This window comes from Candidatus Marifrigoribacter sp. Uisw_064 (assembly GCF_047730175.1).
Classification (GTDB): Bacteria; Bacteroidota; Bacteroidia; order Flavobacteriales; family Flavobacteriaceae; genus Marifrigoribacter.
Map to the genome: position 1 here is coordinate 286,453 of NZ_CP159833.1, position 26,182 is coordinate 312,634.

The 26,182-nt window shown below is 30.8% G+C and carries 25 protein-coding genes; all 25 read right to left on the reverse strand.

Annotated features, from left to right (window positions below; translation table 11 throughout):
- Position 1 precedes the first annotated feature (1 nt).
- Positions 2-523 carry a hypothetical protein gene (locus tag ABXT64_RS01275; protein WP_443633586.1) on the reverse strand — a complete coding sequence of 174 codons (522 nt, stop codon included), beginning with the start codon at positions 521-523 and terminating at the stop codon, positions 2-4.
- A 349-nt stretch (positions 524-872) separates the two neighbouring features.
- Complete coding sequence (locus ABXT64_RS01280; RefSeq protein ID WP_443633587.1) at positions 873-1,928, reverse strand: toxin-antitoxin system YwqK family antitoxin; 1,056 nt, start codon at positions 1,926-1,928, stop codon at positions 873-875.
- A gap of 77 nt (positions 1,929-2,005) precedes the next feature.
- Positions 2,006-3,001, reverse strand: a complete 996-nt coding sequence (locus ABXT64_RS01285) for a WG repeat-containing protein (RefSeq protein ID WP_443633588.1) — start codon at positions 2,999-3,001, stop codon at positions 2,006-2,008.
- A 15-nt stretch (positions 3,002-3,016) separates the two neighbouring features.
- Complete coding sequence (locus ABXT64_RS01290; RefSeq protein WP_443633589.1) at positions 3,017-3,265, reverse strand: hypothetical protein; 249 nt, start codon at positions 3,263-3,265, stop codon at positions 3,017-3,019.
- A 390-nt stretch (positions 3,266-3,655) separates the two neighbouring features.
- Positions 3,656-4,705, reverse strand: a complete 1,050-nt coding sequence (locus ABXT64_RS01295) for a toxin-antitoxin system YwqK family antitoxin (RefSeq protein WP_443633590.1) — start codon at positions 4,703-4,705, stop codon at positions 3,656-3,658.
- Positions 4,706-4,747: 42 nt separating this feature from the next.
- Positions 4,748-5,206, reverse strand: a complete 459-nt coding sequence (locus tag ABXT64_RS01300; RefSeq protein ID WP_443633591.1) for a hypothetical protein — start codon at positions 5,204-5,206, stop codon at positions 4,748-4,750.
- A 157-nt stretch (positions 5,207-5,363) separates the two neighbouring features.
- A complete protein-coding gene (locus ABXT64_RS01305; protein WP_443633592.1) occupies positions 5,364-5,846 on the reverse strand; it encodes a hypothetical protein in 483 nt (160 codons plus the stop codon).
- A gap of 484 nt (positions 5,847-6,330) precedes the next feature.
- Positions 6,331-7,977, reverse strand: coding sequence for a 7TM diverse intracellular signaling domain-containing protein (locus ABXT64_RS01310; RefSeq protein WP_443633593.1), 1,647 nt, complete (start codon positions 7,975-7,977; stop codon positions 6,331-6,333).
- Positions 7,978-8,193: 216 nt separating this feature from the next.
- Positions 8,194-9,900 carry an amidohydrolase gene (locus ABXT64_RS01315; protein ID WP_443633594.1) on the reverse strand — a complete coding sequence of 569 codons (1,707 nt, stop codon included), beginning with the start codon at positions 9,898-9,900 and terminating at the stop codon, positions 8,194-8,196.
- A 134-nt stretch (positions 9,901-10,034) separates the two neighbouring features.
- Complete coding sequence (locus tag ABXT64_RS01320; RefSeq protein ID WP_443633595.1) at positions 10,035-10,562, reverse strand: hypothetical protein; 528 nt, start codon at positions 10,560-10,562, stop codon at positions 10,035-10,037.
- 166 nt (positions 10,563-10,728) lie between these two features.
- The gene (locus ABXT64_RS01325; protein WP_443633596.1) at positions 10,729-11,313 is read right to left on the reverse strand and encodes a hypothetical protein; all 585 of its coding nucleotides are present in this window, start codon (positions 11,311-11,313) and stop codon (positions 10,729-10,731) included.
- 36 nt (positions 11,314-11,349) lie between these two features.
- A complete protein-coding gene (locus ABXT64_RS01330; RefSeq protein WP_443633597.1) occupies positions 11,350-11,922 on the reverse strand; it encodes a DUF4870 domain-containing protein in 573 nt (190 codons plus the stop codon).
- A 237-nt stretch (positions 11,923-12,159) separates the two neighbouring features.
- The gene (gene hchA, locus ABXT64_RS01335) at positions 12,160-13,071 is read right to left on the reverse strand and encodes a glyoxalase III HchA (RefSeq protein ID WP_443633598.1); all 912 of its coding nucleotides are present in this window, start codon (positions 13,069-13,071) and stop codon (positions 12,160-12,162) included.
- Positions 13,072-13,079: 8 nt separating this feature from the next.
- Complete coding sequence (locus ABXT64_RS01340; RefSeq protein ID WP_443633599.1) at positions 13,080-13,709, reverse strand: NAD(P)H-dependent oxidoreductase; 630 nt, start codon at positions 13,707-13,709, stop codon at positions 13,080-13,082.
- Between the two features lie 69 nt (positions 13,710-13,778).
- Positions 13,779-14,354 carry a Crp/Fnr family transcriptional regulator gene (locus ABXT64_RS01345; RefSeq protein ID WP_443633600.1) on the reverse strand — a complete coding sequence of 192 codons (576 nt, stop codon included), beginning with the start codon at positions 14,352-14,354 and terminating at the stop codon, positions 13,779-13,781.
- Between the two features lie 380 nt (positions 14,355-14,734).
- Entirely contained in the window at positions 14,735-15,649 is a 915-nt protein-coding gene (locus tag ABXT64_RS01350) for a T9SS type A sorting domain-containing protein (RefSeq protein ID WP_443633601.1), read from the reverse strand.
- 353 nt (positions 15,650-16,002) lie between these two features.
- Entirely contained in the window at positions 16,003-17,403 is a 1,401-nt protein-coding gene (locus ABXT64_RS01355; RefSeq protein WP_443633602.1) for a hypothetical protein, read from the reverse strand.
- A 148-nt stretch (positions 17,404-17,551) separates the two neighbouring features.
- The gene (locus ABXT64_RS01360; protein ID WP_443633603.1) at positions 17,552-18,208 is read right to left on the reverse strand and encodes a hypothetical protein; all 657 of its coding nucleotides are present in this window, start codon (positions 18,206-18,208) and stop codon (positions 17,552-17,554) included.
- A gap of 304 nt (positions 18,209-18,512) precedes the next feature.
- The gene (locus ABXT64_RS01365; RefSeq protein ID WP_443633604.1) at positions 18,513-19,838 is read right to left on the reverse strand and encodes a hypothetical protein; all 1,326 of its coding nucleotides are present in this window, start codon (positions 19,836-19,838) and stop codon (positions 18,513-18,515) included.
- A 1-nt stretch (position 19,839) separates the two neighbouring features.
- Complete coding sequence (locus tag ABXT64_RS01370) at positions 19,840-22,035, reverse strand: ATP-binding protein (protein WP_443633605.1); 2,196 nt, start codon at positions 22,033-22,035, stop codon at positions 19,840-19,842.
- A 1-nt stretch (position 22,036) separates the two neighbouring features.
- Entirely contained in the window at positions 22,037-23,266 is a 1,230-nt protein-coding gene (locus tag ABXT64_RS01375; protein WP_443633606.1) for a DNA cytosine methyltransferase, read from the reverse strand.
- A gap of 2 nt (positions 23,267-23,268) precedes the next feature.
- On the reverse strand, positions 23,269-23,484 hold the full coding sequence (locus ABXT64_RS01380; protein ID WP_148381664.1) for a helix-turn-helix domain-containing protein: 216 nt from the start codon (positions 23,482-23,484) through the stop codon (positions 23,269-23,271).
- A gap of 384 nt (positions 23,485-23,868) precedes the next feature.
- A complete protein-coding gene (locus tag ABXT64_RS01385) occupies positions 23,869-24,264 on the reverse strand; it encodes a hypothetical protein (protein WP_443633607.1) in 396 nt (131 codons plus the stop codon).
- A gap of 255 nt (positions 24,265-24,519) precedes the next feature.
- The gene (locus ABXT64_RS01390) at positions 24,520-25,287 is read right to left on the reverse strand and encodes a hypothetical protein (RefSeq protein WP_443633608.1); all 768 of its coding nucleotides are present in this window, start codon (positions 25,285-25,287) and stop codon (positions 24,520-24,522) included.
- Positions 25,288-25,514: 227 nt separating this feature from the next.
- The gene (locus ABXT64_RS01395) at positions 25,515-25,700 is read right to left on the reverse strand and encodes a hypothetical protein (RefSeq protein ID WP_443633609.1); all 186 of its coding nucleotides are present in this window, start codon (positions 25,698-25,700) and stop codon (positions 25,515-25,517) included.
- Positions 25,701-26,182: the final 482 nt, after the last annotated feature.

Sequence of the window (26,182 nt, forward strand, 5' to 3'; positions counted from 1 at the left end):
GTTACTTTTCCTGAATTTTAAGAGCTTTAAAGCTTGCATCAACATGATCTAATTCGTAAGCGTAATCGAACTCAAAATACACATTGGTGTTGTCTTTATACTGAGCTGAATTTCTTTTTTTCCAATACGCGAGCATGTCTTTTAAGCATTCTAAATCTCCATGTACAATAACCTCTCGCCCTCTCATTAAGTTAGTTTTTCCGCTAGGAACAGCTTTTAGAAATTCAGAACGGCCATAAACAGAGAATTCATTATTCTGAAGCGCATATTGACCATTAATATAACTAGTACTGCTTAGAGTTCCTGTTACTTCGAATATCTGACTATAATACATGTTTGTATTGCTTCCGTTTTCATTCCATTTGTGCTGTAAATAAATTAAGTACACCTTGAAGTCTTCACCACTTTTAATTTCGTTTTTTGCATCCCAAGCTTTGTAGCAAACAGGTTGTTTCGGGCGCTGGGCAAAAGAAGTGAATGAAATGATTAAAGCGATTAGAATTACTAATTTTTGTTTTTTCATGTGTCTTTTTTATTGTTTTTTATGGGTCACATGTTACTTCCATTTAGTCATTTCCTTGGGTATCGAAATCTAATTATGGAAGTTTCATGTTTTTTGGGTTTGTGTTTAATTGATTACTATGGATTTAAGCATACTATTTACTAATACCTATATTTTTAGATTTTCATTTTCGGAATCATCTTTTTTTCTGCGCGCTAGAAACGCTAATAAATAACATTAGACTTGATAATAAAATTTTTCTTTTTAGGTCTTTAATTTTAGTTGTGGTATTTTAATATTTTATCAAAGGATTAGCATTTACGAGATGGTTAGTTTTTTTAAAAATATTAAACGGCTAAAATTAATAATTTTAATTCGTTTCTAATTTTATAATTTCACCGTTTTCATCAAAATAAACCCAATTAAGAGCCTTTTCTCCATCTTCATAATACCCCGACACCTTTTTTTGACCATTTTTGTGGTATTCTATCCATTCGCCGGTCAGTTTTTCACCATCTTTAAACATTAAAATTTCGAGAGACCGACCAAAATTATCGTAAGCTTTCCATTCGCCACTCATTTTTCCATTTTCAAGGCTTCCAACAGCAGCTAATTCCCCGTTGTCATGGTACTCTTTCCATTCGCCAGTTTGTATATTATTTTCCATTCTTCCAATCATCTGTAATTCCCCATTTTCGTAATAGGTAGTTGTTAGTCCGTCTAATTCTCCCTTTTTATAGGTCCTTACTCCATTTAATTTACCTGATTCATTATATTTTTTCCATTCGCCAGTTTTTTCATCATTTAGATACATTCCAACACCAGATAACTGACCATTTTCATGGTGCTCTTTCCATTCGCCATTTTTTTGATCATTTTCATATAGTCCAACGCCAGATAATACCCCGTTTTTGTAATATTCTTTCGATTCGCCAGTTTTTTGCCCATTTTCAAACTTTGCAATCGCCTTTAATTCGCCGTTTTGATAATAATCTTTTCCTCCCCCCACAGCTTTACCACTCAAATATTCTCTTTCAATATATAATCCCCCATTTTCATAATACGTATTGTTTTTGCCGTTTAATTCTCCGTTTTTATAGGTCCTTACTACATTTAATTTACCAGACTCATAATATTCTTTCCATTCGCCAGTCGGTTGACCATTTTCACCCACACCTATAATCATTAATTGGCCGTTTTCGTGAAACACTTTCACTTCGCCCATTTGTTTCCCGTTTTCAAATACTTCAATCTGCATTAATGGTCCGTTTTCATAGTATTGTTTCCATTCGCCTATTTTGCTATCATTAGAATCATATTGGCCACTTATTTTTAAATTGCCATTATCATAGTATTCTTTATGCTCTTGAGCATTTAAAACGTTTATGGATAATACTATTATTAAGAATAAAAATATATATTTCATAGTTGTGATTGATTCAAGTTTGTTTAGTAACGGTATTATTTTATGTTTGCTATCGGTTAGTTTTGAATTATAAATTTTTAATCACCAAACCAATAATTTTGTTTGTAATGCGGATAAGGTAAATCATCAGTGCTGTTGTATATAAACTCACTTTTTTCTTCTCCAGTAAGCCAATCTACCCAACCCCATTTGCCATTCTTTTTAACGGCAAGTTTTGAAACACCATCGGCATCAAAACGTTTGTAATCTTCATATTTGCATGCTACCGTTTCTTTGGCCTGCTTATCATAACTCCAATAAGAGAGATAAAAGCCTACTTTTCCGTTATTATATACCGCAGTGTACTTTCCGTTGAAGGAATAAAAGTTTATGCTATCATATTGCATAGGTATTAACTCTTTTTCTTCCATATTCATGTCTAGGAATTGATACATCCCCCACTTTTTGGTTTTTTTACTTCGCGCTTTTAAAGCACCATCTCCGTTGTTTGGGTCAAAAATTACAAGGTCAGCATTCAATTTTGTTTTTACTAGTTTGAAGGTTTCTACCATCCAACGCTCCATTTTAATTAATGGAACTTCCTCTGGTGTGTCAAAAATTGGGTCTACAATATAAAAACCTTCAAACCAATCAATTAATCCCCATCTACCACCTTCCTTAATGAGGACATAATCTTCACCATCGACCTTTTTATGGATGATTTTATCAAATTTACAATTCACTCTATCGGCAGCATCTTCAATTTCATAAGGCAGCAACAAAATACCGTATTTATCCTTCTGTTTTACGATCTGAAAACGTGCTTCTTGTTCAAAAAAGCTTAGTGAATCAAATTTTGGTGAAATAACTTCTTCAAAGGAAAAATCTTCAATATCCATACCTGAAAAAACGTTATACAGCCCCCATTTTTTGGTGCTTTTCATTTTGGCCAAAACCATTTCTTCTCCATAATTATATCCCAAGATTATCTCTTTGGCTTTCATTTTTTTACGTATCTCTTTTTGCGATATTTCTTGAGAGAAGCAGTTAACTGTAAAAAGTGTTATGAGATGTATTAAAAATATTCTTTTCATTGTTTCTGAATTATACTAGTTTAAGTTAATCTTTGTTTCAACACCATCACAATCGTTAAGCTTCTTTTCGAGTTCAAAAATAATAGGGTCCTCATGATTATTTGTTGCAACCCATTCCCATTGACTCATAGATCCATTTCGTAGCAATTCTATACCTAAATTTTGTTGCGCAAACCCTGAAAAAGTTGAAAGAGAAATTGCTATAGCTAGGGTGATTTCAAAAATTAAAATTTTAAAATGTGTGTAATTGTTTGATTTCTGCATATTATTCGAGTTATTTTTTCAACAATAGTTAAGTTACTTTTAGAAGTTGGCTGTTTTATTAATGCCAATGGTTTGTCTATGAAGCGTATCCCTTAGGGTATGCTTTATAGGTGTTGTTGGCAAATGTTATTCTTATTTTTCACTATTTATATATTTGTCAGTTTTAATAAGTTATTCAGTTGGAGATTAGATATTTACTGTACCATTGCCTTTTACCAAGGTTCCTTTATTCAAGAGTTGACCGATGCTTGCGAGGTGAAGTATAAGTTGAATACGTAGATTATCATAAGTAGCAAAAGCTATCTAATTAGGGCTTTATAATCTTCTCTTAGATGTTAATTTGTAGTAATAAGTGCTCCACGCTAGCAGGGCACATTGAAGAGTTAAAATTTAATCAAAGTCCTTATTAATAATTAAAGAATAATATTTACCTCCCACAGATTTATACAAGCCCTCATATTGATTGCTAACACCCGATTCTCTCAGATAGATTAGTTCACATCTAATTACATAGCCATCACCTAAATAAGAAGTGTGCATCATGTGGTCATCATCACTTCCGGTAGTGATAACAAAATCATGAGTTCCAATCGAAAAATGTGTAAAATAAATTTTAATACTACCATCATCTTGCCTTTCTAAAGTACCGGCCCATGCAGGGTCGGGAGTATTTGAGATGGCATTTTCTCTATCAAAAGACATTCTAATAGAGGTGGACGCCCCTATGGTTTGAGCATCTCCAGTTGATATTGAATCCGAAGTTTTTATAAGATTTCCATTTACATCATAAAACTTCCATTCACCAGTTTTTTCAGTATTTTCATATTTTCCAATGTCTGATAATTGCCCATTTTCGTGATAGGTTTTCCATTCACCAGTCATTAAACCATTTGTAAATTTCCCAATTTTTTTTAACTGCCCATTTTCGTGATATAATTTCCATTCATCAGTCATAGAACCATTTTCATATTTTCCAATGATTGATAACTGTCCATTTTCGTGATAGTATTTCCATTCACCAGTATTTTTTCCATCTTCATATTTCTTAATTGATGATAGCTGCCCATTTTCATAATAGTTTTTCCATTCACCAGTTTTTACTTCATACATATAACCAATGGATGATAACTGCCCATTTTTGTGATAGGTTTTCCATTCACCAGTCATATAATTATAATTATTATCAAACTTTCCAATGATTGATAATTGTCCGTTTTCATGGTATCCTTTCCATTCGCCAATCGCTTTTCCATTTTCATATTTGGCAATTCTTTTAAGCTTTCCATTTTCGTGATAGTATTTCCATTCACCAGTTCGTTCTCCATTTTCCATAAAACCAACAGTCATTAACTGTCCATTTTCATGATATTCTTTTTGCTCTTGGGCATTAGCAATCGTTGCTAATAAAGCAAGTGCTAGGAATAAAATTATTTTCTTCATATTTTTTGTTGAATTATTAAATGTTTTATGTTAATTCTTGTTTTATAAATATGTCTTCAATTTATTTAAATAATTATATAAATATTGTGCATTTTCCCTCAACACTCCATAATTACCATATTTAAAGTTCCAAACTTTTCCAATACCAATATATTTTGATTTTTTACCATGCCGAATCTGAAGAGCAAATTTATTTTTGACATTACCATATTTAGCTTTTTCTTCAAGACGTATATGCTTAAAAAAACCTTTTCTCGTGTCTGCCTCGAATATTGCATCCATTATTTCATATAACAGGTTTTTACTGGTGATTACAACACTTTCAGAATCGTCAAATTCAGTAGGAAAAGTAATTTTAATTCTATATTTTTTTGATTCTTGCATTTGACCTAGAGAAACGGTAATATCATCAAATTTTTTCCTTTCAATTGTTTTTCCCTTCTGTGCATTTAAATTTATGCTGAATACTAATAATGAAATGTAAATTAAAATGTTTTTCATGATGTAAAATTAGTCTGTTCTATTATTTTGAATGGAACTGTGGTTTTGTTCGCTTGTTGCCAACGTGTTATATGCAATGCACTTATTTTAGAGTTCAAAAATTAACTAAAAAATTTCACTAAAATTTAGAAGGTATTTTGTTGTGATGCACTGTAATCTATTTGTAGATACATGATGCTAAAAGAAAAGGAATAGAACCTCTTTTTTTCCATTGAGGCCACCAAGCTGGGTCTATATCCGACTTATTTGCTGTTATTGTTCGCTTAATAGCCCCTCCTTTATTAAAGTCGCTTACTGATATACTGAACTCGTCAGATCCTCTAAAATCAAGAGCGACTCCTTTATAACTGAAATTTTCATCTATACCACCATTAACAGGTTCTATTGTTACCTCAACTGTAATTGAAGTAGCAGTTTGACTTAAAACGCAAGCTTTCTGTCTAATGCCAGCAGAAGAATTCTGGCCACTAACGCCACTTGATGCAAGACATTCACCTTTGTAATATGTCCAATCGGTACAACCTTCAGGGTCAATTGATGTTACTATTACTTTTTCAGGGAGCTTAACTGCATTTGTTTCAGCAAAGCATATAAAAAAGAAAGGGAACGCTATTATTATACTTTTAAAATTAGTTGTCATATTGTTTTATATTTTCTTGAGTTTTTTTCATGGTTTTAGAATATAGTAACCGTCAACCTAATTTTCTTTCAAATGAATCAGTTTTATGGTTATTTATATCTTAAAATTTTAAGACATTATTTTTCATATTCACCTAAAGATTATTTTATCATTACTGTTTAATGTCCGTAAATAATATCTTTTTAGGGATTAAAATTTAATTGCACCCTAGAATAAAGTTTACTTTGATAACATTAGCGAATATAAATTTCGTTTTTTTTATAAAACGATAGCCATAAATGTCACGAACTGCAGATTTATGAACACCAGTTACCTCATTAAAATCCATAACAATAAAATTGTGAGTCCGTTTTGGTAACTAAATAGCTTTGAGTTTGCTATTGATAAGATGTTGTTTAATTATAAAATTGTTATCTCAACTTCGAGATACAATAATGAAGCCTGCGGCTTGCATGTTATTTTTTAGAAATCTATTTATTATAAATTATTGACTTTTAAAGTGTTCAATATTTTTTTTAAAAGATCTAGAAACTTTAAGTATCGTATTATCAAATAAAATAAGCTCTGATGCTTTTAATACTTTTACCTGTTTTAAATTTACAATGTAGCTGCGGTGTATTTGAATAAATGAATCTGATGGCAAAATCTCTAAAGCCCATTTTAAAGTCTGTCGATCTATCTCGGGCGAAGCTTTAGTAGTCATAAAAAATTCTAAATATGGGCCATCAGATTTAATATATTGAATATCCTCTATTTTTAAAATCGCCTTACTTTTAAGTAAAATAGTAGGGTTTGATTTTGTATTTAATTTTCTTACAAGGTCTTTTAGGGTCTCATTTCTTGAGGATAAAAGTAAATTTTCGTTTTCAAAGTGTACTTTTTGGTGATACATTTTAACAAATTGGTTAATTATAGCAACAGAAAGAATGACAACCTCTAGTCCTACTCCCAGAAAAATAGGATTCAAAGGAAAAAAAGATTCTTCAATCATACCATATTCTATTCCAATATATGCTGTAGCGCCTAAAACAGGAAAACCAAAGGCAATAAAAAATATAATAGCATTTGTTCTTTTGGTTTTATAGGTTTTAAATGCAGCTATAAAAGCCAAAATAAAAACACAAAAAACTAATATGTACATTATATTTAAAAGCCAAACTGTATATGATTGATACAAGTCAGTAAAGCAAATCCAGAAAAGTATGCTTGTGGTTAAAAGTATATTTATAACTTTAAAAGCTTTAACGATGATAGGTATCTTTGTTGCAATATTTAAAAACTTATTTAAAAAGAGAGTGCTAGAAACAGTAATTAATACAATTAGAATAACACGCGAGTAATTATTAAAGTGGTGTGATTGCGGATATATATACTGATATGAAAAACCTAGTGATGTTAATAAATATAAAATGATGAAGAACGAGTAAGCTCCATAATAAAGAAATAAAGACTTGCGTGTAATAATACCTGCAATCATGGCAATAAGGCTAATAAAACATAAAACACCAAAAAAGATTCCATAATATAGGTTTTGTTTTATTTCAAAGTTTTCAAATGTATTTTTATTCCAGAGGTATATTGGAAAACTAACAGAGGCATTTCTTTTGTCTATCATTAAATAATAACCTCTGGCTTTTAGGTTATTATTTAAAGGAAATATAAAACGTCTGTTTATGTAATTACGATCACTAAAAGCCCGATTACGATCACCACCAAAGCCTATTTTAGTAAAACTAGTATCTGTTTTTTCATAAAGTTCAACTAGGTCTATAAACGGATTATTAAGTTCGAGTAGCAACTGTTTTTTAGGATACTTTGTCCTAGGAATCTTAAAATATAACCAATAAAATTTTTGTGAAAAACCTTGGCTTACAATTTGCTGGCTTAAGGGTAGCGCTTCTTTTTTAATAAGGCTATCTATTTGTCTTACTGTATAGTTGACGTCAGTTTCATAAATTTTGGTATAAAAATTAAATTTTATTTTTTCTTTAGAAGGTAATTGATTAAGAAAATCACTCTTATTTTGTGCAACTGATAAAAAAGGAAATATTAGTAAGGCTGCAAAAATAATTATAAACGAAGAATTTACATTAAATATTAAAATAGGTAATAGCTGCTGTTTTTTTTTCAAATCTTATTTTTCAAATCTTATTAATTTATACATATACTTATTGTTTAGTGTATACATATTTCATTAAGGGTCATAATGTTTGCCAACGTGTTTGTATATGAAAAGTAGCAGTTAAAAAGATACTTTTTTTTTGAAAATCATAATTGTATTAAAAAAGTACAAGCTTCTGCGTCGAGTACTTAATTTGCTGTTTTTTATATATGCTGTTGGCTACAGTTATTTCTTGTAAACCGAAACTCCTTCTTTTATTGTTTCTAATACTATAATTCCCTTGATTTCTTCTTCTAAAACCTTTAAAGGATTTTTGTCCAAGATAACCATATCTGCTAATTTTCCTTCATCTAAAGTTCCTTTTGTCTCTTCTTCAAAATGTTGATAAGCAGACCAAATTGTAATTGCTTTTAACGCTTCATAAGGTGTTAGTTTTTCATTAGCCCCAATAACTTGTCCAGAACGTGATTTTCGTTCAACGGAGATTCCTACCATACGCATTAAGTTTGGCAATGCTACAGGCGCATCAGTATGAATGGTAATCTTTAACCCCTTATTTAAAGCTGTTCTAGTTGGGCTAATTTTATTCCCCAAGCTATCCCCAATAATTTCCTTATGCCAATCTCCCCAGTAAAACGTGTGCAAAGGAAATAAAGAAGCTATTATATCTAACTCTTTAAAGGAATCTAATTGATCCTCTCTTACATATTGGCCATGGATTAGTACATTTCTTCTGTCATTATTTCCATATTTATCGGCCACTGGCTTCATCGTTCTAAGCATTTGATCCATCGCAGCGTCACCATTGGCATGTGTCAAAATTTGCCAATTATTTTTGAATCCTTTTTCATAGATAGCTATAACCGAACTATCATTTGGAATAGCAGGATAACCAAGATACCCTTCTTTTGCTCCATCAGGGGGAATTAAATAAGGTTGTGTTCTCCAGGCTGTTCTTCCTTGGGGAGAACCATCTAGAGTTAATTTCATTCCACCAATACGATAATGATTACTATAAGTTTTACTATTCCATTTAGAACTCATGTATTTATCAACAAATAAATAATCAACATAGCTTACTACATCTAATTTTAGTTTACCAACTTCTGATGCATTCACGAGCATTTCATGATTTTCCATAGTTCTCCCTTCTTGTGCAGTGGTGTATCCAAACGATAAAGCCATGTCTTGGCCTGCTTCAAAAAAATGATCTGCTGCTTCTTTAGTTATTGGGTTTAAAATTTTAAGCATATATGGAATTGCAGCTAATTCTTCTAGAACGCCATTAGGTTCATTCCCTGTTTCTCTTCTAATAATACCACCTTCAGGATTTTTAGTTGTTGAGTTAATATTTAATAATTCTAATCCTTTAGAATTTACCACGGCAAAATGACCTGATATATGGATAATCATTATTGGAAATTCTGTAGATACTTGATCTAAATCATGCTTTGTTGGAAATCGTTTTTCTTCTAGCACAGAATCATCAAATCCCATTCCAAAGATCCAGCCTGTTAATGCTCTATTTTCTTCAGTATTCCAATCTTTCAAAATATTTATTAGAGAGGTGATGTCTTTAGCTCCCGCATCTGGTGGTGGTAATATTTGTGCTCCTATAGCTTGGGCTGAAAATGAAGCAAAATGTGCGTGTGCATCAATAAATCCAGGAAGTAAAGTTTTTCCTTCCAAATTTATCATATTATGACCTTCACCCGCAAAATTCATTGCATCTCTTGTAGTACCTAAAAATTCAATTTTACCATTATTAACTACAATCGCTTCTACATATAAAGGTTTATCTCCTTCCATGGTGATGATATCTCCTCCACTATAAACCGTTGCGGAATTTACAATACCTGTTTTTTTATCCTGTTTGCAGGATATGAGAATCATGATTCCAAAAATTAGGGTAAGTGATTTTAAATAGTGCATATGTTTGATTTAAATTGTTGCCAACGTTGTTGTATATTGTTTGTTGCGTGTTTCAAGCAACTGATTTAGTAAATAATTACCGACCAAGAAAGTCCGCGAGGACTTTCGCAAGTAAGCAAAAAGCCAGCAATAAATTATATACGGTGTTGTGCTTTCGTTTTTATTTCGTCCGAAATTATTTCCCACCTTTTCTGTCTATAAATATAAAATGATTCAGCCCATTTTGCTACAAAGTTTGTTAATATTCCTGCATATAATTCAATTTCATCTTTGTACTTCATCTTGTTCTTGTCAATTTGGTTCAAATGAATTTTATGATTCCAAATTTTTACAAATGAATTTTGTTCATTCGTGAGTATTGAGAATTCCTGATGGTCAATGTTCATGAATTTAAGTAAATGAATTCCGCCAAAAGGTATTAATCCATAAATCAGCATTTTTGTCTTTATGGTCATATTTTCTTTCCAATATTCTGGGAATTCAGACCCAACAGGTTTAAATGTTACTTTTCCTTTACAAACAAATTTAAGTAATGAACTTTTTTGAACTTCATTCCAAGCCGTATTTATGTCAATATTTAATTCGGAATAAATTGTCAATTTTTTTCCTTTAACACTTTTTCCATTGTAATTGATTTCTATATTTTCAATACTTGAATTCATTGGTTTTTATTTCTGTTTTTAATGAAGCACAACGTTGTTGTATATGGTTTGCTGCGTGGTTTAAGCACCTAATTTAGCAAATAAAAACCGAATAGAAAATCCGCGAGGATTTTCGTAAGTAGGCTAGAAGCAAGCAATTGATTATACACGTTGTTGTAACCAGTTATTATTCAATTATTTTTTCTGTACTTGCTCCAAGCCAGTATTCAATAAATGAATCAAAACTGAAAATTAATACAATAAATAGAATAGTAATTCCAAAAGTGATTAATCTTTTTTTAATTGAAACACTAGATTTTGATTGAAAGTTAGTAAGCTTAATGACAGTATCTTTTACTATTTCTCTATTGAAAAATAGAATTAAGAATAACATTAAAAGAACTATTATGGCATTGGCTAATGCTGGATATACATCAAGAAAAACAATATCGAATACAATTATGTTTACCATTATAGGTAATAATATCAATACTCCAATAAGCTTTGTTTTATTCCATAAAAGAAACCAAGCACCAATGAGTTGGGCAATTCCTACAAACATTATGTAAAAATATGAATGTCCCATAAATGTCCAGGCTAATGAAAATCCACTTGCCTCACCTAATGTTGTATTTGCAATTTCAGCAGGTAATTTTCCTTTCATATAAAATTGACCACCTAACAATTTAGACAATGCATAAATATTAAGAATTATGAAAACGCACTGACGTAATACAAGTTCAAATGTTACTTTGTAGTTTGATTTATTCATTAGTTCGTTATTTGGTTAAGTTTAATTGCCTTGAGATTAACTTAAGAATTGAAATGCTATTAGATACTTTAAAGATTTCCCATTATGATATCTGAAGGTATTAGCTATTACAACTAGAAAATTTAGAAAATACATTGCGCTGATAGTTATTAGTATTCCGGCAAAGGAAATGGTAGTTAGTTCAAGTTTTGAAGTAATAAAAAGACCAATAACTAATAAAAATAAAAGTAATGTCCAAGATATTTGAAAGTTTAAAATAGATTTTCCAACATGGTCTATATCCTTTATCTTATCTTTTTTTGAAGTCCAAATAATTAATGGAATTAGTATGCCAAGTAATGGAAATGCTATAAAGCAGAGTTGCGACAAGTTTAATAGTAATAAAGCTTTACTATCTTCAATAATTTGCCAATCTATTAATTCGTTAGGTGTAACATTTAAACCACTTGATAATCTTTTAATGGAATCTCCAGTAGGTTGGGTTTCTCCATTTTCAATTCTTTGAACTGTCCGTAAACTTAACCCAGAATTTTCTGCCAAGAGTTCTTGTGACATACCGTTTCGCTTTCTTAATTCTTTTACTCGTTTTGCTAAATCTTTATTCTTCAATTGAGTTATGTTTAATTGTTGAAGCAAAGCTAAATAAAAGCATTGGCATTGGTGTCGTCATCTACATGACATCTTTACGTCATCTGTGTTTTAATTGGTTACAACGTGTTCGTGTATGAGTAGTAGCGAGTTTTAGTGTACTACTTTTCGGAAAGTAATTTACAAAATAAAAAAGAATAGCGATTTGAATTAAAACTCAAATCGCTATTACTTATACACGTTGTTGGCGGTAGTTTTTTATTTATTTATCTCTTTAAGTAGTTCATTTGCAGCTAATTTTCCAAAAGCATTTGCAGCTAAGGGACTAGCTCCTGTAATTAATTTTCGGTCTTTATGAACTGTATTATCAGCTTCTTCGTTGATGATTGTAACTCCCAAGTTGTTTAACTTTTCTCCATACTTGTAAGGCATGTGACCAGGTGTATAACCAATCATTGGTCCTTGCTCATCCACAGCATCTGGAAATGAAGCAATTTTATAACCATTATATATATAATCATCTTTGTTGCTGTCTAAGCCAGCTGCTAATAATGCTGCTGGACCATGACAAATAGCAAGAGTAAACATATCATTATTGTACGACCAGTTTATTAGTTTATTCACATCTTTGTTTTCTGGTAGTCCTAGCATTGCTCCATGACCTCCAGGAATAAAAATAGCAGCATAATCTGAACTTTCATTCATGGTGTTAGCAACAAAATCAGATAAGTTTCCTGGATTTTCAAATTTCTTTTTGAATTCAGCATATATTGCTTTTACATGCTCATCGTCTTCTGGCATTGCCCATTGCTCAATGACAACTGGTTTTCCATTAGGTGTTACAACATCTACATCAAAGCCAGCATTTTTTAAATGTAGCACTGGTAAAAGTATTTCGACAGGATGATTTCCAGTTGAGAACTTTTTACCATTAGCCATGGTCATGTTTTTCTGCTCTGTGCAAATCATTAACACCTTTTTATTTCCTGTGTACTTATTTTCATAAACAGTATTATCAAAATCTGTAGTCGGAGATGTTGCTAATTTTAATGCTAATGGTGATGGAATATATGATCCATCTTCAGTTTCTGTTGGTCTAGATGTAAAGTAAAATACAAGACAAGCTAATAAGATGATGCTTACAAGAGTTAATATTATTTTTTTCTTCATGATTTGATTTATATAAATGTTACTAATTTCTCTATTGGTTTTCTAACCTTTACGAGATTGGCTAACCAATCTTTATCTGTGTCTCTGTATCCTATTGGTAATAAAAGTGTACTTCGTAATCCTTTTTCTCTTAATCCAAGAATTTTATCTAATGCATCTGGATCAAAACCTTCCATTGGTGTACTATCTATGCCTTCGTAAGCAGCTTGAGTAATTGCAGCCATAAAAACGATGTAGGTTTGCCTTGCTGCATGTTCAAAGTTTGTTTCTGCATTACGCTTTGGGTAACCATCTAATAACATTTGTCGGTAGTTTTCCCAACCTTCGTTTTTAAAACCTCTTATTTCGTTGGTTAAATCGAACATATAGTTAATACGATCTTCAGTATAATTATCCCAAGCAGCAAACACCAATAAATGCGAGCAATCTGTAACTTGCGATTGATTCCAAGCGATTTCTTTGATACTAGATTTAGTTTCGTTATTTGTAATTACAAACACTTCAAAAGGTTGCAATCCACTAGATGTTGGAGCTAATCTAACTGCTTCTAAAATATTATCTATTTTTTCTTGAGAAACTACTTTGCCATTCATAGCTTTAGTAGCATAACGTTCATTTAATTTGTCTAAAAAACTCATTGTCTTATTTTAAGTATTCGACAAAAGTAGATGATAATTAAAACGCAAATATGAACCTATGGTAATAAATCAATTTTTAATTCTTTCTTTTCGTATTCTACTTAAACTTTGCGGAGTAATGCCTAGATATGAAGCTATTTGATAGTTAGGTATTATCTTTTCAAATTCGGTATATTCTTTAATGAATTGATTGTATTTTTCAATAGCAGATAGTGCTAATAAACTTAAAATCCGTTTTTGAAGAGCAGAAATCCGTTTTTCAAAATTCTTACGCTGAATGGTTTCAAATTGAGGAAATTCTTGATAAAATTTTTCAACTTTAGAATTATCGATTATTAAAACCTTAGAATGTGTTAGGCTTTCGATGGAGACAACAGATTTGCTATCTGTATAAAGGGTAATGTAATCACTTATCCACCAGTTCTTAATGGCAAACTGTATTGTGTGTTCTTTTCCGTCTTCCGTTTTGAAAAAAGAACGCAAACAACCACTTACAACAAATACATGCTCTTTTTTAATAGAGTTATCAGTTAGTATTTGTTCTCCTTTAACTAAGTTTTTCTCTTTGATTATTTCATTTAATTTATTTTCTATTTCAGGTGAAATTGAAACCGTATTTTTAAAATAATCTAAAAGTTCATTCATATATTCAAATTACCGCCAACGTCTATGTATATGAGCAGTGCGGAGGAAGAAAGGCATTAGCCTTTCGGACGGACACGAGCTGATTTTTACAAATTTCGATTATTAATTTTTTTAGCAATAAGTCGAATTTGTTAAAATTCGGCGGTCTCCCAAATATACCCGAACTTTTAATTAAGCACAAACTCCCGCATTGCTTATATACTTTGTTGCCAGTAGTACTTATTTCAATATCTTGTAATCTATCAAACCAATCTTGAAGATAAATCTCAATTGTGTTCGATTTCAGTTTCAAAATAACGATTAAACATATTTGTTATATGAAATGTAAATATTGTAACTACAAATATCCAAGTTAGCGCTTTCGACACCGTCATAATAAATTATTCTTTTATGATCCTTTTTCTTATTACGCCAAAGGACGTCTTCACAACTAAAATGTAAGTACCTGAAGCTAGTTGGGCAATATTTAGTGTATTTTGATCAATAATTTCTGTCTTAACTTTCTTTCCAAGCAAATTAAATAATGTAATGTTTTCCAAATCAACATTATTAGGTAATTCAACATTAATTTCATCTTTGCTAGGATTTGGATAAATTGAAACTGCATTAGATGAAAATTCATTGCTGGACAAATTTTCTTCTACTTTCAATGTCCAAGATAACGAGGTAGCATCAGAACCATTAAATGCAATTGGTTCCCAAACAACAGGGTTGAATTGCGTAGTTATTTTTTGTGGTGTGTAAGGAGAAGTATTTGTGGAGCCTAACCAACCCCAGTAAAAAGTATTTTCACCTGGAGATCCATCTGGAACATACTGAGCCGGTATCATCCAATAATCCCCTGCCGGTAAAATCACAGGATTATTTTCATTTGCCTCAGTAAAATCAATTTTTATATCTGTCCTATTTGTTGAGGTATTGAATTGTGTAATTGTAAAACCTTGATTAAGTGGTATACGAAAAAGGCTCACAAGAGGAGTGTCTATTATTGGATCAATTGCTGGCACATTTGAGCCAGAATTTGACACGATAAACACACTAAAATTACTGGGTTGAAAGGAACTGTTAACATTTTCACCAAAAAATTCTACTTCGAGTAACTGTGTTTCTTCCGTTAATGTAAAACTATCTGCACATAAGATATAGTTAATATCCCCAAATCTATCGGATTCTGAGGATGGATCCGAGAAAGTTTTGTCAACACTTGGAAGAGGAGGATTATCAACAATTGTTATTTGTCCAGCCGCATTTAATACTAACAGAAATGCAACAAGTAATGGCATAATTTTTTTCATAGCTTTGATTTTTTTGCAAACATAATAAAAATACTCGGGGTAAAGATACTTCTATTACTGTTTTGTGAAATTGTATGAGAATTCAACGAATAGCTCTAGAAGGTAATGAGTCAAACTAAAATACTGTCATAATGTTTCTTATACGATTCCTATTTATTTTGGAAAAATATGTTCTTAAAAAAGTCAATTATCATTGGTTTTTTCGTATTACTGGCAACGATTAGTATATGAAAAGTAGGCGATTTCGAAGCACTAAACTTTCGGTTAAGCACAAACTGTGATACGAGCCAAAAGCCTTTATTTTACTACTGTTTCGCCTATTTTTTATATACATTGTTGTGTGCCGTATTTCTTTAATGTTTTGATTTAAATCCGTTCGAAAAACTTCCCGAATTATTCTCCCCTTTATAGTTTATCTGAACGCTATATGATTTACCTTTTTCTAACTTTTCTGTCTTTACTATGAATGAGTTTATTCCTTTTTTTGATTTAGCCTTTATAGAACCGATTACTTTATCATTTTCATAGTCTTTTATCTCAATTTCAATGTCGAGTTTGTCTATAAAGTAAATTTCTAGTTCGACTTTCTGGGCTGATACACTATAAATATCTCTAATATTATTCTCATCCGTTTTATAGGTTCTTTCTCTTTTCGTTCCTTTTTCAATTCCTTTAATTTTTGAATAGGTAATTATTCCTTGAACATTACCAAACTCTACAAATGGCATTGGAAAAAATGGAAGAATAAAATATCGATAAGCGTCAGGTGTCGCTTGAACAATCTTTTCATAAGTAAATCCGTTGATTGTGTCCTTACTTACTCCTTGAAGAGAAAAACCCTTTTGTCCATTTTGTTCAATAATTTTAAGTTCAGTTTGGTAATCTTTGAAAGGAATAAATTGGTGTCCGTAATAATATCCACTATCTGAAACTTGCATCAAGAATTCTTCAGGTCCATCTTTTGAACCGCTCAAGTAATTGTAGCCTTCAATTTCCATTCTTAAAGACTTATTTCCGTCAATTAACGTATCTCCAATGTATTTGAAGTTTTTAAATTGCTTGTCTTCATATTCGGCAATTCCTGTTGAATCATTGTACCATTTTCTCCGATAAAACAACTGTATTTCATCTCCTGATTGTATGTCAAATCGGTTGTTGGTTTGGAAGTTGTTTTTAATACCTTCTGATATGTCATTATAATTGTCTCCGAAAAGTTGTTTTGTATAAAAATGTCCGTTACTCGAAACCGCTAATGTTTTCAAGTCTGGTATTATTAATGCATAAACCTCTGAATTTTCTGTTTTAAAATACTTTCTTGGGGTTTTATCGGTCGCTACTAAACTGTCTCTTGGATAGCTTCTCCGTGTGTCGATAAATTCAAGGGACGTTTTTACTTGTTCTCCAAAAAGGGTAGCTATTTGTTCTTCTGTCTTATTGTAGTTGATATTGTGAACGGTTTGAAGAGTTCTGTTGAGAAGTCTATAATTCCCATCTCGAAATGATTCGTAATAGATTTCAGTTTTTTCAATGTCAGAATAGTCGGTAAAATCTTCCGTTTTGAATTTTATGAAATTCCGATTTTCTATCAAGGTATCTTTTAAGTCCGTTCTAACTTGAAGTCCAATAATTTCATTTTTTTTGTCAAAGTAAGTTGCTCGAACATAGATTTTCGATTCAGCCATCTCTTTTCTGCTTTCTTGTCCAAAGCTGAACTGAGTCAGAAAAAGGAATGTTAGAAGTATAGTTATTCTCATTTATCGGGTTTTCTTATATTGCACACAACGTTTTTGTGTAAGGAAAGTTGCGTGTTTTATGCACTAAAGTTAGCAAATAAATCACAGATAGAAAGTCCGCGAGGACTTTCGTAAGTAGGCTTTTACTAGCATTTTTTTTTACACGGTGTTAGCGCCAGTATTTTCTATTTTTATTTAAAAATCCGAGTATTTTATATGAAATTGTACTAGTCAAATTATTTGTCACGCAGTCTATCGTTCCAGATTCGCAAGTAAATTCAAATCCTGGGTTTTGGTCGTCAGCTGTCAAAATTTCATCGAGAACAATTTCGTCAAATTTCAGATTGTATAATTGATATCGAATTTTTCCACTCATTTCATTTTCATTGGTTTGGAATTCAACTTTAGGAATGTTCACAATCCAATTGATATTATGGTTTTCCGCAATCTTTTTCAATTCCGCTTTTGTTGAGTTATTTATTTCGTGAGCTGGATAAACCATATTGTTTTCGTTATATTCAAATAACTTATAACTTAAATAGAAATTAAGTCCAAATGTAATTTGAGAGCCTAGATCCATTTTTCCCATAAAGAGGATTTCTTTTTCAGATTTAAGGTCAAAATTTTCTCCATTACTTTCTCTTATTCTTTGTTTTTGTTCATCACTTGGTTTTTCTTTATACTCATATAGTTTTGCGATTGAGTCAAGTCCTTTGTCATAAATCGTTTCTTGAGGATTTAAAACGACTATAGATGGAACTCGATTTTCTTGTGAAAATAAGTTCAATGAAGTAATTAAAATTAATATCAGTAATGTTTTTTTCATATTGGCGCTAACGTCTCGTATATGAAAAGTAGCGCTGAAAATAAGCGATAACTTTTCGGATTAAACACAAGCCGAATTTTTAAATTTTACTATTTATTTTTTTATTGGAAATCGTCAAATTTAAAAATTTGGCGACTTTCCAAAAATGCCCAAACCATCGTGTTAGCAAAGAATTGCGCTATTTTTTATATACATTGTTAGGTGTCTGGCTTTTCTTTCCACAAACTTGCTAGCGTTGGCGTGAAAGCTCTTTTAAATTTGTGAGGTACGAGCAAACTTTAAATGTGCTTGAACTTGCGTTGGCTTATATTATTTGGGTTATTCCTAATCTACTAGAGTAACTACTATATTCAACTTGAATTTCAGATAATAATTCTTTATTGAAAAGTTTTAAATTTTCGAATTTATCATTAAATATCTTTTCTGGCACAGAAAACACATATCTAAAATCAAAAATTAGAGAAACATCATTTTCATCTTCCGTAAATGTTAAATTGTCAAACATTTTAGTAGAATCAGGAAGTTCACTATTTAGTTTTATTTTCCCTAATTTATGTTTGTTTTTTGCATTCAGTTCTTCATCTTTCCATCTTAAAGGATTATTAAGTTTAATTCCACTTAATAACTTAATATTTTTACCAAATTTATTCTGTGCATAATCACAAGGTCTAATCAGGACTACTGTAATATCTTCAATTTTAGTTAAATCGGATTCAATCTGAAATTGAAATTTTGGATTCAATTTAGGGTCATCTACAATCGAATACATTTTTTTTAGCAAAGAATTTTTATTTAAACTAATTATTCCTGGTGTAATTTCATTTACACCTATATTATCTTTTTCAATTAATTTAAAGTGAAACCAAGAGTTTAATTTCGAATCAATATCTGTTATAGGAAAAGTAGGGATATTGTATAGTGACTCCTTATTTATAGCAGATATATCACTAGTTGGTCTAGTTGACTTTGAATTAGATGATAATATAACATCCATAGCGTCAAAGAGGACTTTCCTTTTTTCATTCTCATTTCCTTCTCCTAATAAATAGGTTCCTCCGTGTCCTAAGATTATTTTCTGAAGTTTCTTTTTTAAGGCGTCTGGTAAGATGTTTTTTGTTAAATGACCAATAATAACATTTGACGAGAATAAAACGCTCTTTTTCCAAACTGATAATTCGTTTAACTCGGGTATATTATTTATTTCCGAGTCTATTTTGTTTTTAAGTTCTTGCCATTTATATGAGTTATCAGTATTCTTATAGCTGTTGTTTTTGATTTCATTAAAAGTAACAAATGGTTTTTTGTGAATTTGAGTCAATCCTTCAATTATTTCATCTTTATGTTCTTCTGTGTCTTTAGACCAAATTACTAACACGTAAAAAGAATTCTTTGGGACTATGCTATCAATCCATCCTATGCACATTTCAAGGTCGAAATCAATTTTATAATATAAATCTAGATATACTAAATTTACATTGGAAAACGGTGATTCTGGAGGAGTATCACCAGCTACTATATCAGCATCATAATATTTAACTCCAATACCTTCTTTACGGTAAAGATCTAAAATGCCGTCTACTTCCTCTATTTTGTCGTCAATGAAGACTATGTTTGGTTCGAATGACAACATATTATTTTTGATTTTTGTTAAATGTTAGTTTTATAGCTGCGCCTCTAAATTTAGAAGGAATATTTAAGCTGTCGAGTTCCTGACTATCTGAAATTTCAAGTTTTCCATATTTCATCATAATAGTGTCAATTAGGTATAGACCAATACCAATGCCATCATCTTTCCTTGTAAAGAAAGGCATAACAACTTCATTAATTTCATCTTTAAATCCTGGGCCGTTATCAATAATTAAAATAACTGGTATATCATTCTCTAAATAAGTTTTTAAGTATATTCCTTTGTCGTTTTTGTAGATAGTATCTAGCCAATACATACTATTATCTATAATGTTCATTATCATTGTGATAAAATATCTTTTATCACATATAATAGTGTCCATATTAGTGTCAAAATCAGTAATTATTTCAATTTCCCTTGATTTGAATCTTTTACCATAATTTGAAATAGCTTTTTCAATGGATTCGGTTAATTTGATTGGTTTATTACCACCTTTTCTTAATACGGATAAAATACCTTGAACATAATCTTCAAGTTCATCTACTTGCTCTTGCGAAACTTCTTTTTTGAAAGGTTCTGAATTTACAGATTCTCTCATTCTAGGAACCAATTTTTCAATTTCGTGTAAGGCAACAGAAGCTGTCATTCCAACTCCAGCTGGTATTAAAAGGTTATCTTTTTTAGTCTCAAAATCCTTCTGTAAAACATCAACTTCTTCTTTTAGTTTCTCTTTTTGTTCGTTTTTAGTAAAATCAGTTGAGTCAATGAGTTCTTTAAAAACTGAAGTTTGGTCTTGATAAGATTTCGCTTTAGGAGCGGGTTTAATATAATTCAACCATTTATTTCTATCTTTAATTCTTTCAATCCTGAAGTCGTTTAGAATTGCAAGAATACTTTTGTAAAATATTTTAAAGGAATCATTATCTATAAATCCTTCTCTATTTGTCGTTTCAATTAGATTTGTAGAATTTTCAGAATCTAAATATACAAAACCAATATTCTGATTATTTGAGAACCATTGTTTACTTTGCACTCTCTTTATATCAAGTTCAAGCCAATCATTACCCGGTTCTCCATAATTAAAAACACGCATATCGTTCTTAAATACTTTTATTCCATAATGGTGCTTTAAAACATTTTTTAATGTTTTGGAGTCGTAAGTATAGTTTCTTAAAGTAGCAGAATCCAAATCATAAGAATATAGTTCAAGTAAGATATTACCAAAAGGATTTTTCTTTTCTACAAATTTTTTAATAAAGTCATCAATTTTGTCTTTTGGTAATTGTTCTTCCTCTTCTAATTCTTTTCTGAGGGCAGGAATCAATCTACCTCTAATGTTTTCTGTTACTCCATCAATTTTTCTTTCCCCAAATTCAGCATTTAATGCTAGTGAGAACTCATAATCGACTGTTAAATTAAATTCGTCATCTAATAATGCTGTATATTTATAAGGTGCGATATTTAAAATTTGATTTGCATCAGGAAAATCAGCTAGCCATTGATTATCAAATTCTAAAGATATTTTAAATTCACTTTCTTTGTTTTTAGGAGAAAGCATAGAAACTACGTTTCTTTTTAAGCTTCTAGCCATTCTTCTTGACCAAGGTTCCTTTAATGCTGATACTTCTATAAGAGTACCAGAATCATTCTTGAAATGAAATTTCGATTTGTCTGTTTCAGTCTGCCAAGTAATTGGTATATCCTCTAAATATTTAGATTGCGAAAAAGCAACCCAATCTATTGAAAGTGTAATTTCATAGTCAAGGACATATTTTCTCCATTCTCCATCTGTACATTTGATTACATTAGCAGGTCGAGTAATGAGTTTGATTGTATTTCCTAATTTATGTACAGCAAATCTACCAACTCCTTTTTCTCCCATTGGTACTCTTTCAAAAATGGGGCTTCTGTTGATTATTCGTTTACCGTTTTCATCAATTGGTTTTCTATGGTCTGTACCAGGTTCTAGCCAAATATTTTCAATTATAGCAGAAGTCAGTCCAGTTCCGTTATCTTCAATAGTGATAAGTGCATTTTCAGTATTTTCAATGTCTTTAAAGCTGACAATAACCTCATTTGAATCGGCATCATAACTATTTTTAACTAACTCATAAATTGCCATAATTGGGCTTTTTATAAGTTCTTCTCCTAACAATCTTAAGATATGAGCTTTTGGTTTAAAAAATTTTATGTTTTCCATCTTAAAGTTGTTCTTTTATTTTTTTAGCAATTTCATTTGCCATTAGAGGAGGAACAGCATTACCTATTTGTCTAAAAGCGGCACTTCTGCCTCCTTCAAAAAAGAAGTTGTCTGGAAATGACTGAATTCTTGCCGCTTCTCTAACGGATAAAGACCTTATTTGCTTATTGTCAGGATAGATATAATGATGTCCATCTTTTGCTATGTGGGCAACCATTGTATGAGAAAGTCCATTAATGTCAACAACTTTATACCTGTCAACAAATGAAGTTTCATTTTTATGGGTTTTAAGTTCTGTTGGTAAATCGGGATATTTTAATCTTTCAGATTTCTTCAACCATTTATTTATTGCGATTTTATAGATATTTAAATCCCTTTCATTATGAGGTCTAGCAATATGTTGTGTAACAAAATCAACTCCGTTTCTTAATTCAAATTTTTCAAGATATGCTGTAGTTGGTTTAGAGTATTTCGTAATGTTATTTTGTTCACCTGGTTTTAATTTTTTTAAATCAGATAAAATTTGACTTACAGTAAACTGTTCTTTGGTTTTATCAAATTTTGGATATTTAAAATGACTTCCTTTTTGCCAGCCGATTAAGATGATTCTTCTTCTTTTTTGTAATACTCCAAAATCTTCTGATTTCTGAATAGTATAATCTATTTCATATCCAATTCGTTTAAAATATGCTTGCATATTTTTAAAATAACTTCCTTTTTCTGCGGTTATTAACCCCATAACATTCTCAAAAACAAACACTTTCGGTTCGTATTTGATAAGAAACTTTGCATATTCTTTATAAAGGAAATTTCGTGGGTCGTTTTTCATTCCATCTTTGTCTCTAGCTCTACCAACTAGAGAATAAGCTTGACAAGGAGGTCCACCAACAATCAGGTCAACTTGCTTTCCTTTTACTAATTTATTTATTTTTTCAAATATAATTTTGTTGTTTTCGCCACCAATAGGAATGTTTATAACAGAATCAGAAATGTCAGAATTAGAAAAGCCTTTTAAAAACTCTTCACGAGTCATTTTTTCTGAAATATAATCGTAATAATTTTGTGTTTTATTTTCTGATTTTAGTTTATGATAAACTAATCGAGTTTCTAAAGTATCACAAGCTTTTTTATCTATTTCTACGTGAGCAATAGGAGTAAATCCTGCTTTAATAAAACCTTCAGATAATCCTCCTGCACCTGAAAATAAATCTATGAAATTTAAACTTTCCATAATTACTTATTTAGTTTTAAGTGTCCATATACTTTTTCAAGAATGTCATTTGGGTCAGCATCTATAGCTTTAGAAATAAGATATAGTTCTTCAGCTTTAAGATTTGTATCCTCTTTTATACTTAGATTACTAAGACGAGATTTTCCAATTCCTGTTTTTCTTGAAACTTCCGCTTTATTTATTGATTTGTCAGTAAGATATTTACCAAGAAAAGTCATACTTGTTGTTTTAATATTGTCCATCAAAAGTAAACAAAAGTTCCGATTTAACCAACTTTTGTAGCCTTATAAGATACTATCGTTTCAAATATAACTGAATCGGGTGGCGGTGGGAAAGGGCAAGCTCTTTTTATTTTGTGAGGCACGAGCAAAATGAAATGTGCTTGACCGTGCGGTGGACTTTTTTTTAGCTTGCACCTAACGGCTCGGCTATGGTTAGTACGGGATTAAAAGTAACTAAACTTTCGAGTTAGCACTTAGCCGAAACTTTTTATTTTGTTTTATCTTTTTTGTTCTAAAGCCAAATCAAAAGATTTGGCGGACTTGGTTAATATATCTACACTTTGGGTTTAACACGAAAACCCGTATTAATTATAGCCATTGTTAGCTACTGGCTTTATAAATTCCGATTAATTTACTTTCTTTTTTATTCTGAATAATGTTTTCGTTGATTTTTGTCCAAGGCATTTTAAATCGTTCATATCCTCTGTAAATAGTTTCCCATTCTTCTCCATTAGGTTTTTGAAGAAACGATTTATACACTTTGTCATTTTTCACAAACTGTAATATTCGGTATTCTCCATTTATAATTCCGAGTACATTTTCATAAAACATATCCACTAATTCTTGAGATTCAGCAGAGAATAACTGGCACCAAATATAGGCAGTCGAAATATGAAGTTCATCATCGTTTTGTAAATTCAGATTGATTTCAAAGTCAAGTCCTTTTTGTTTTGGAATATCCATAGACAAATCCACGTGTTCGTGTTCATAGTCCATTTTCATAGTCAATTCAGGGAAATGGTTTTGTATTTCCTTAAAAGTCTTTTCCGCTATGTTAAAACATTTTGCTTGCGTTCTCATTTTCAGCTTGTAGCTAACGTTGTTGTGTATGGTTAGTTGCGTGGTTAAGCAACTAAATTAGTAAACAAAAACGAACCAGAGAAAATTCCAGCGGAATTTTCCAGATAAGCACTTGCCAAAGCAATTGATTATACACGGTGTTGTGCTTTCGTTATTTTTAGAAGAATTTTATCATTCATGTAACTCTATTTCTTGGTTTAGAATTGATAATATTTGCGTTATATGATTCAACATTTCTTCTTGGATATTATATCTTAATTTTTCGACTATTGTTTTACTTAATAAATTACCAAAAAAAGCATCTTGTTTAAATAGAAAATCAATGGCAAAATCTTCCTTCGGACTTCTTAAAGTATCTAAACCGATTCTTGGTCCATTTTTACGTAATCTGAGATTTACAATTACGGGAGCAAGAATATTTTGCATATTATTAAGAAGATTCATACTATTTTCTTGATCTTCAAACCCAAACTTAACGATGGAGAAATATTCGGCTAGTAATTTAGTAAGTTGGTCATTACGTATTAGTTCTGAATTACCAGAATTAATAAAAGCGTCATATGCACCTGTTAACAGTTCAGAACGATACCAAGAATAGGCTCCATAATTTATATAATTCATTATCGAGTCGTTAATAGGTCTTGGTATTTGGCCTTCATACATTTTTATCAAATTACTACTTTTTCTAACTACATTTTTTTGCATAAACATAGTCTCCAACAATCGCTCTTTAGACTCTAAAAAATCTGTTTTTAAAGATAGAAGGATTTTATGTTCTTGTTTTAATTGGTTGCGATGTTGGTTCCAGTTACTTACTTGAAGTGCCAATAAAATACCAACCATAACTAGAAGTATTTCACCAATAGCATATTTAAAGTATTTTCCAGTTTTATTTTTCTCCATAAGATCGTAACGTATTTTTCTAAAGAATTTTATCATTGGTTAGCGGTTTCTGATAATGAAGCACAACGGTTTGTGTATGAAACGTAGCGTGTAAAAAGACGCTGACTTTTCGGATTAACACAGAGCCGAATTTTTATATTTTGTTTTTAATTTATTATTTTCTAAAAGCCAAATTAAAAATTTGGCGGTCTTTGCAAACAAACACAAACCTTTCGGAAAGCCTTTATTAGCTATGTTTTATACACGTTGTTGTGCTTAGTTTTTTATTCTTCTTTAATTAGTATCCATTCTATATGTCTGTGTGAAATATGATTTCTCAAAGAGTCTCGGCTTATCCAATGTTTCATTTCGACAATGTCCTTATCATTCCATTTTTCAATCCTATGTTGATATCCATTTTCTGTGTATTGTGATTCTTCGTCAGGATATACGTCCTGCGATTTATACATTGTCAGGAATAAAACTAGACTTATCAGAGTTGGAATAATTAAAGCCTTCATTTTCCATATTCGTTTGAATATAACTAGCAGTAATGGTAACCAAAGTCCAACTAGTATTGCAATTCGTAAAATTGAATTCAAAGTGTCTCTTGTGTTGACATTGAAATTTGAATATTCAGGTCGTTCTAAGTCAATAATTGATATTCCCCATAACCATAAGTATGTTGAAACTAGATTCAAGATTATCAATAGTCCAAAAAGTGTTATTAAAAGAACTCTATTATTCATTCTATATTACTAGGTCTTTTTTAAATTAAGCACAACGTTTAGTATAAGAAATGTAGGGCAATTAAAAAGCACTATCGTTTCGGTTTATTACTTAGCTAAATATAAATATTTTGCTTTTATCTTTTCTACTATAAATGCCAAATTTTATATTTAGCGGACTTTGTAAATATGTAAAAAACTTTCGGTTTAGCACAAACGCCCTA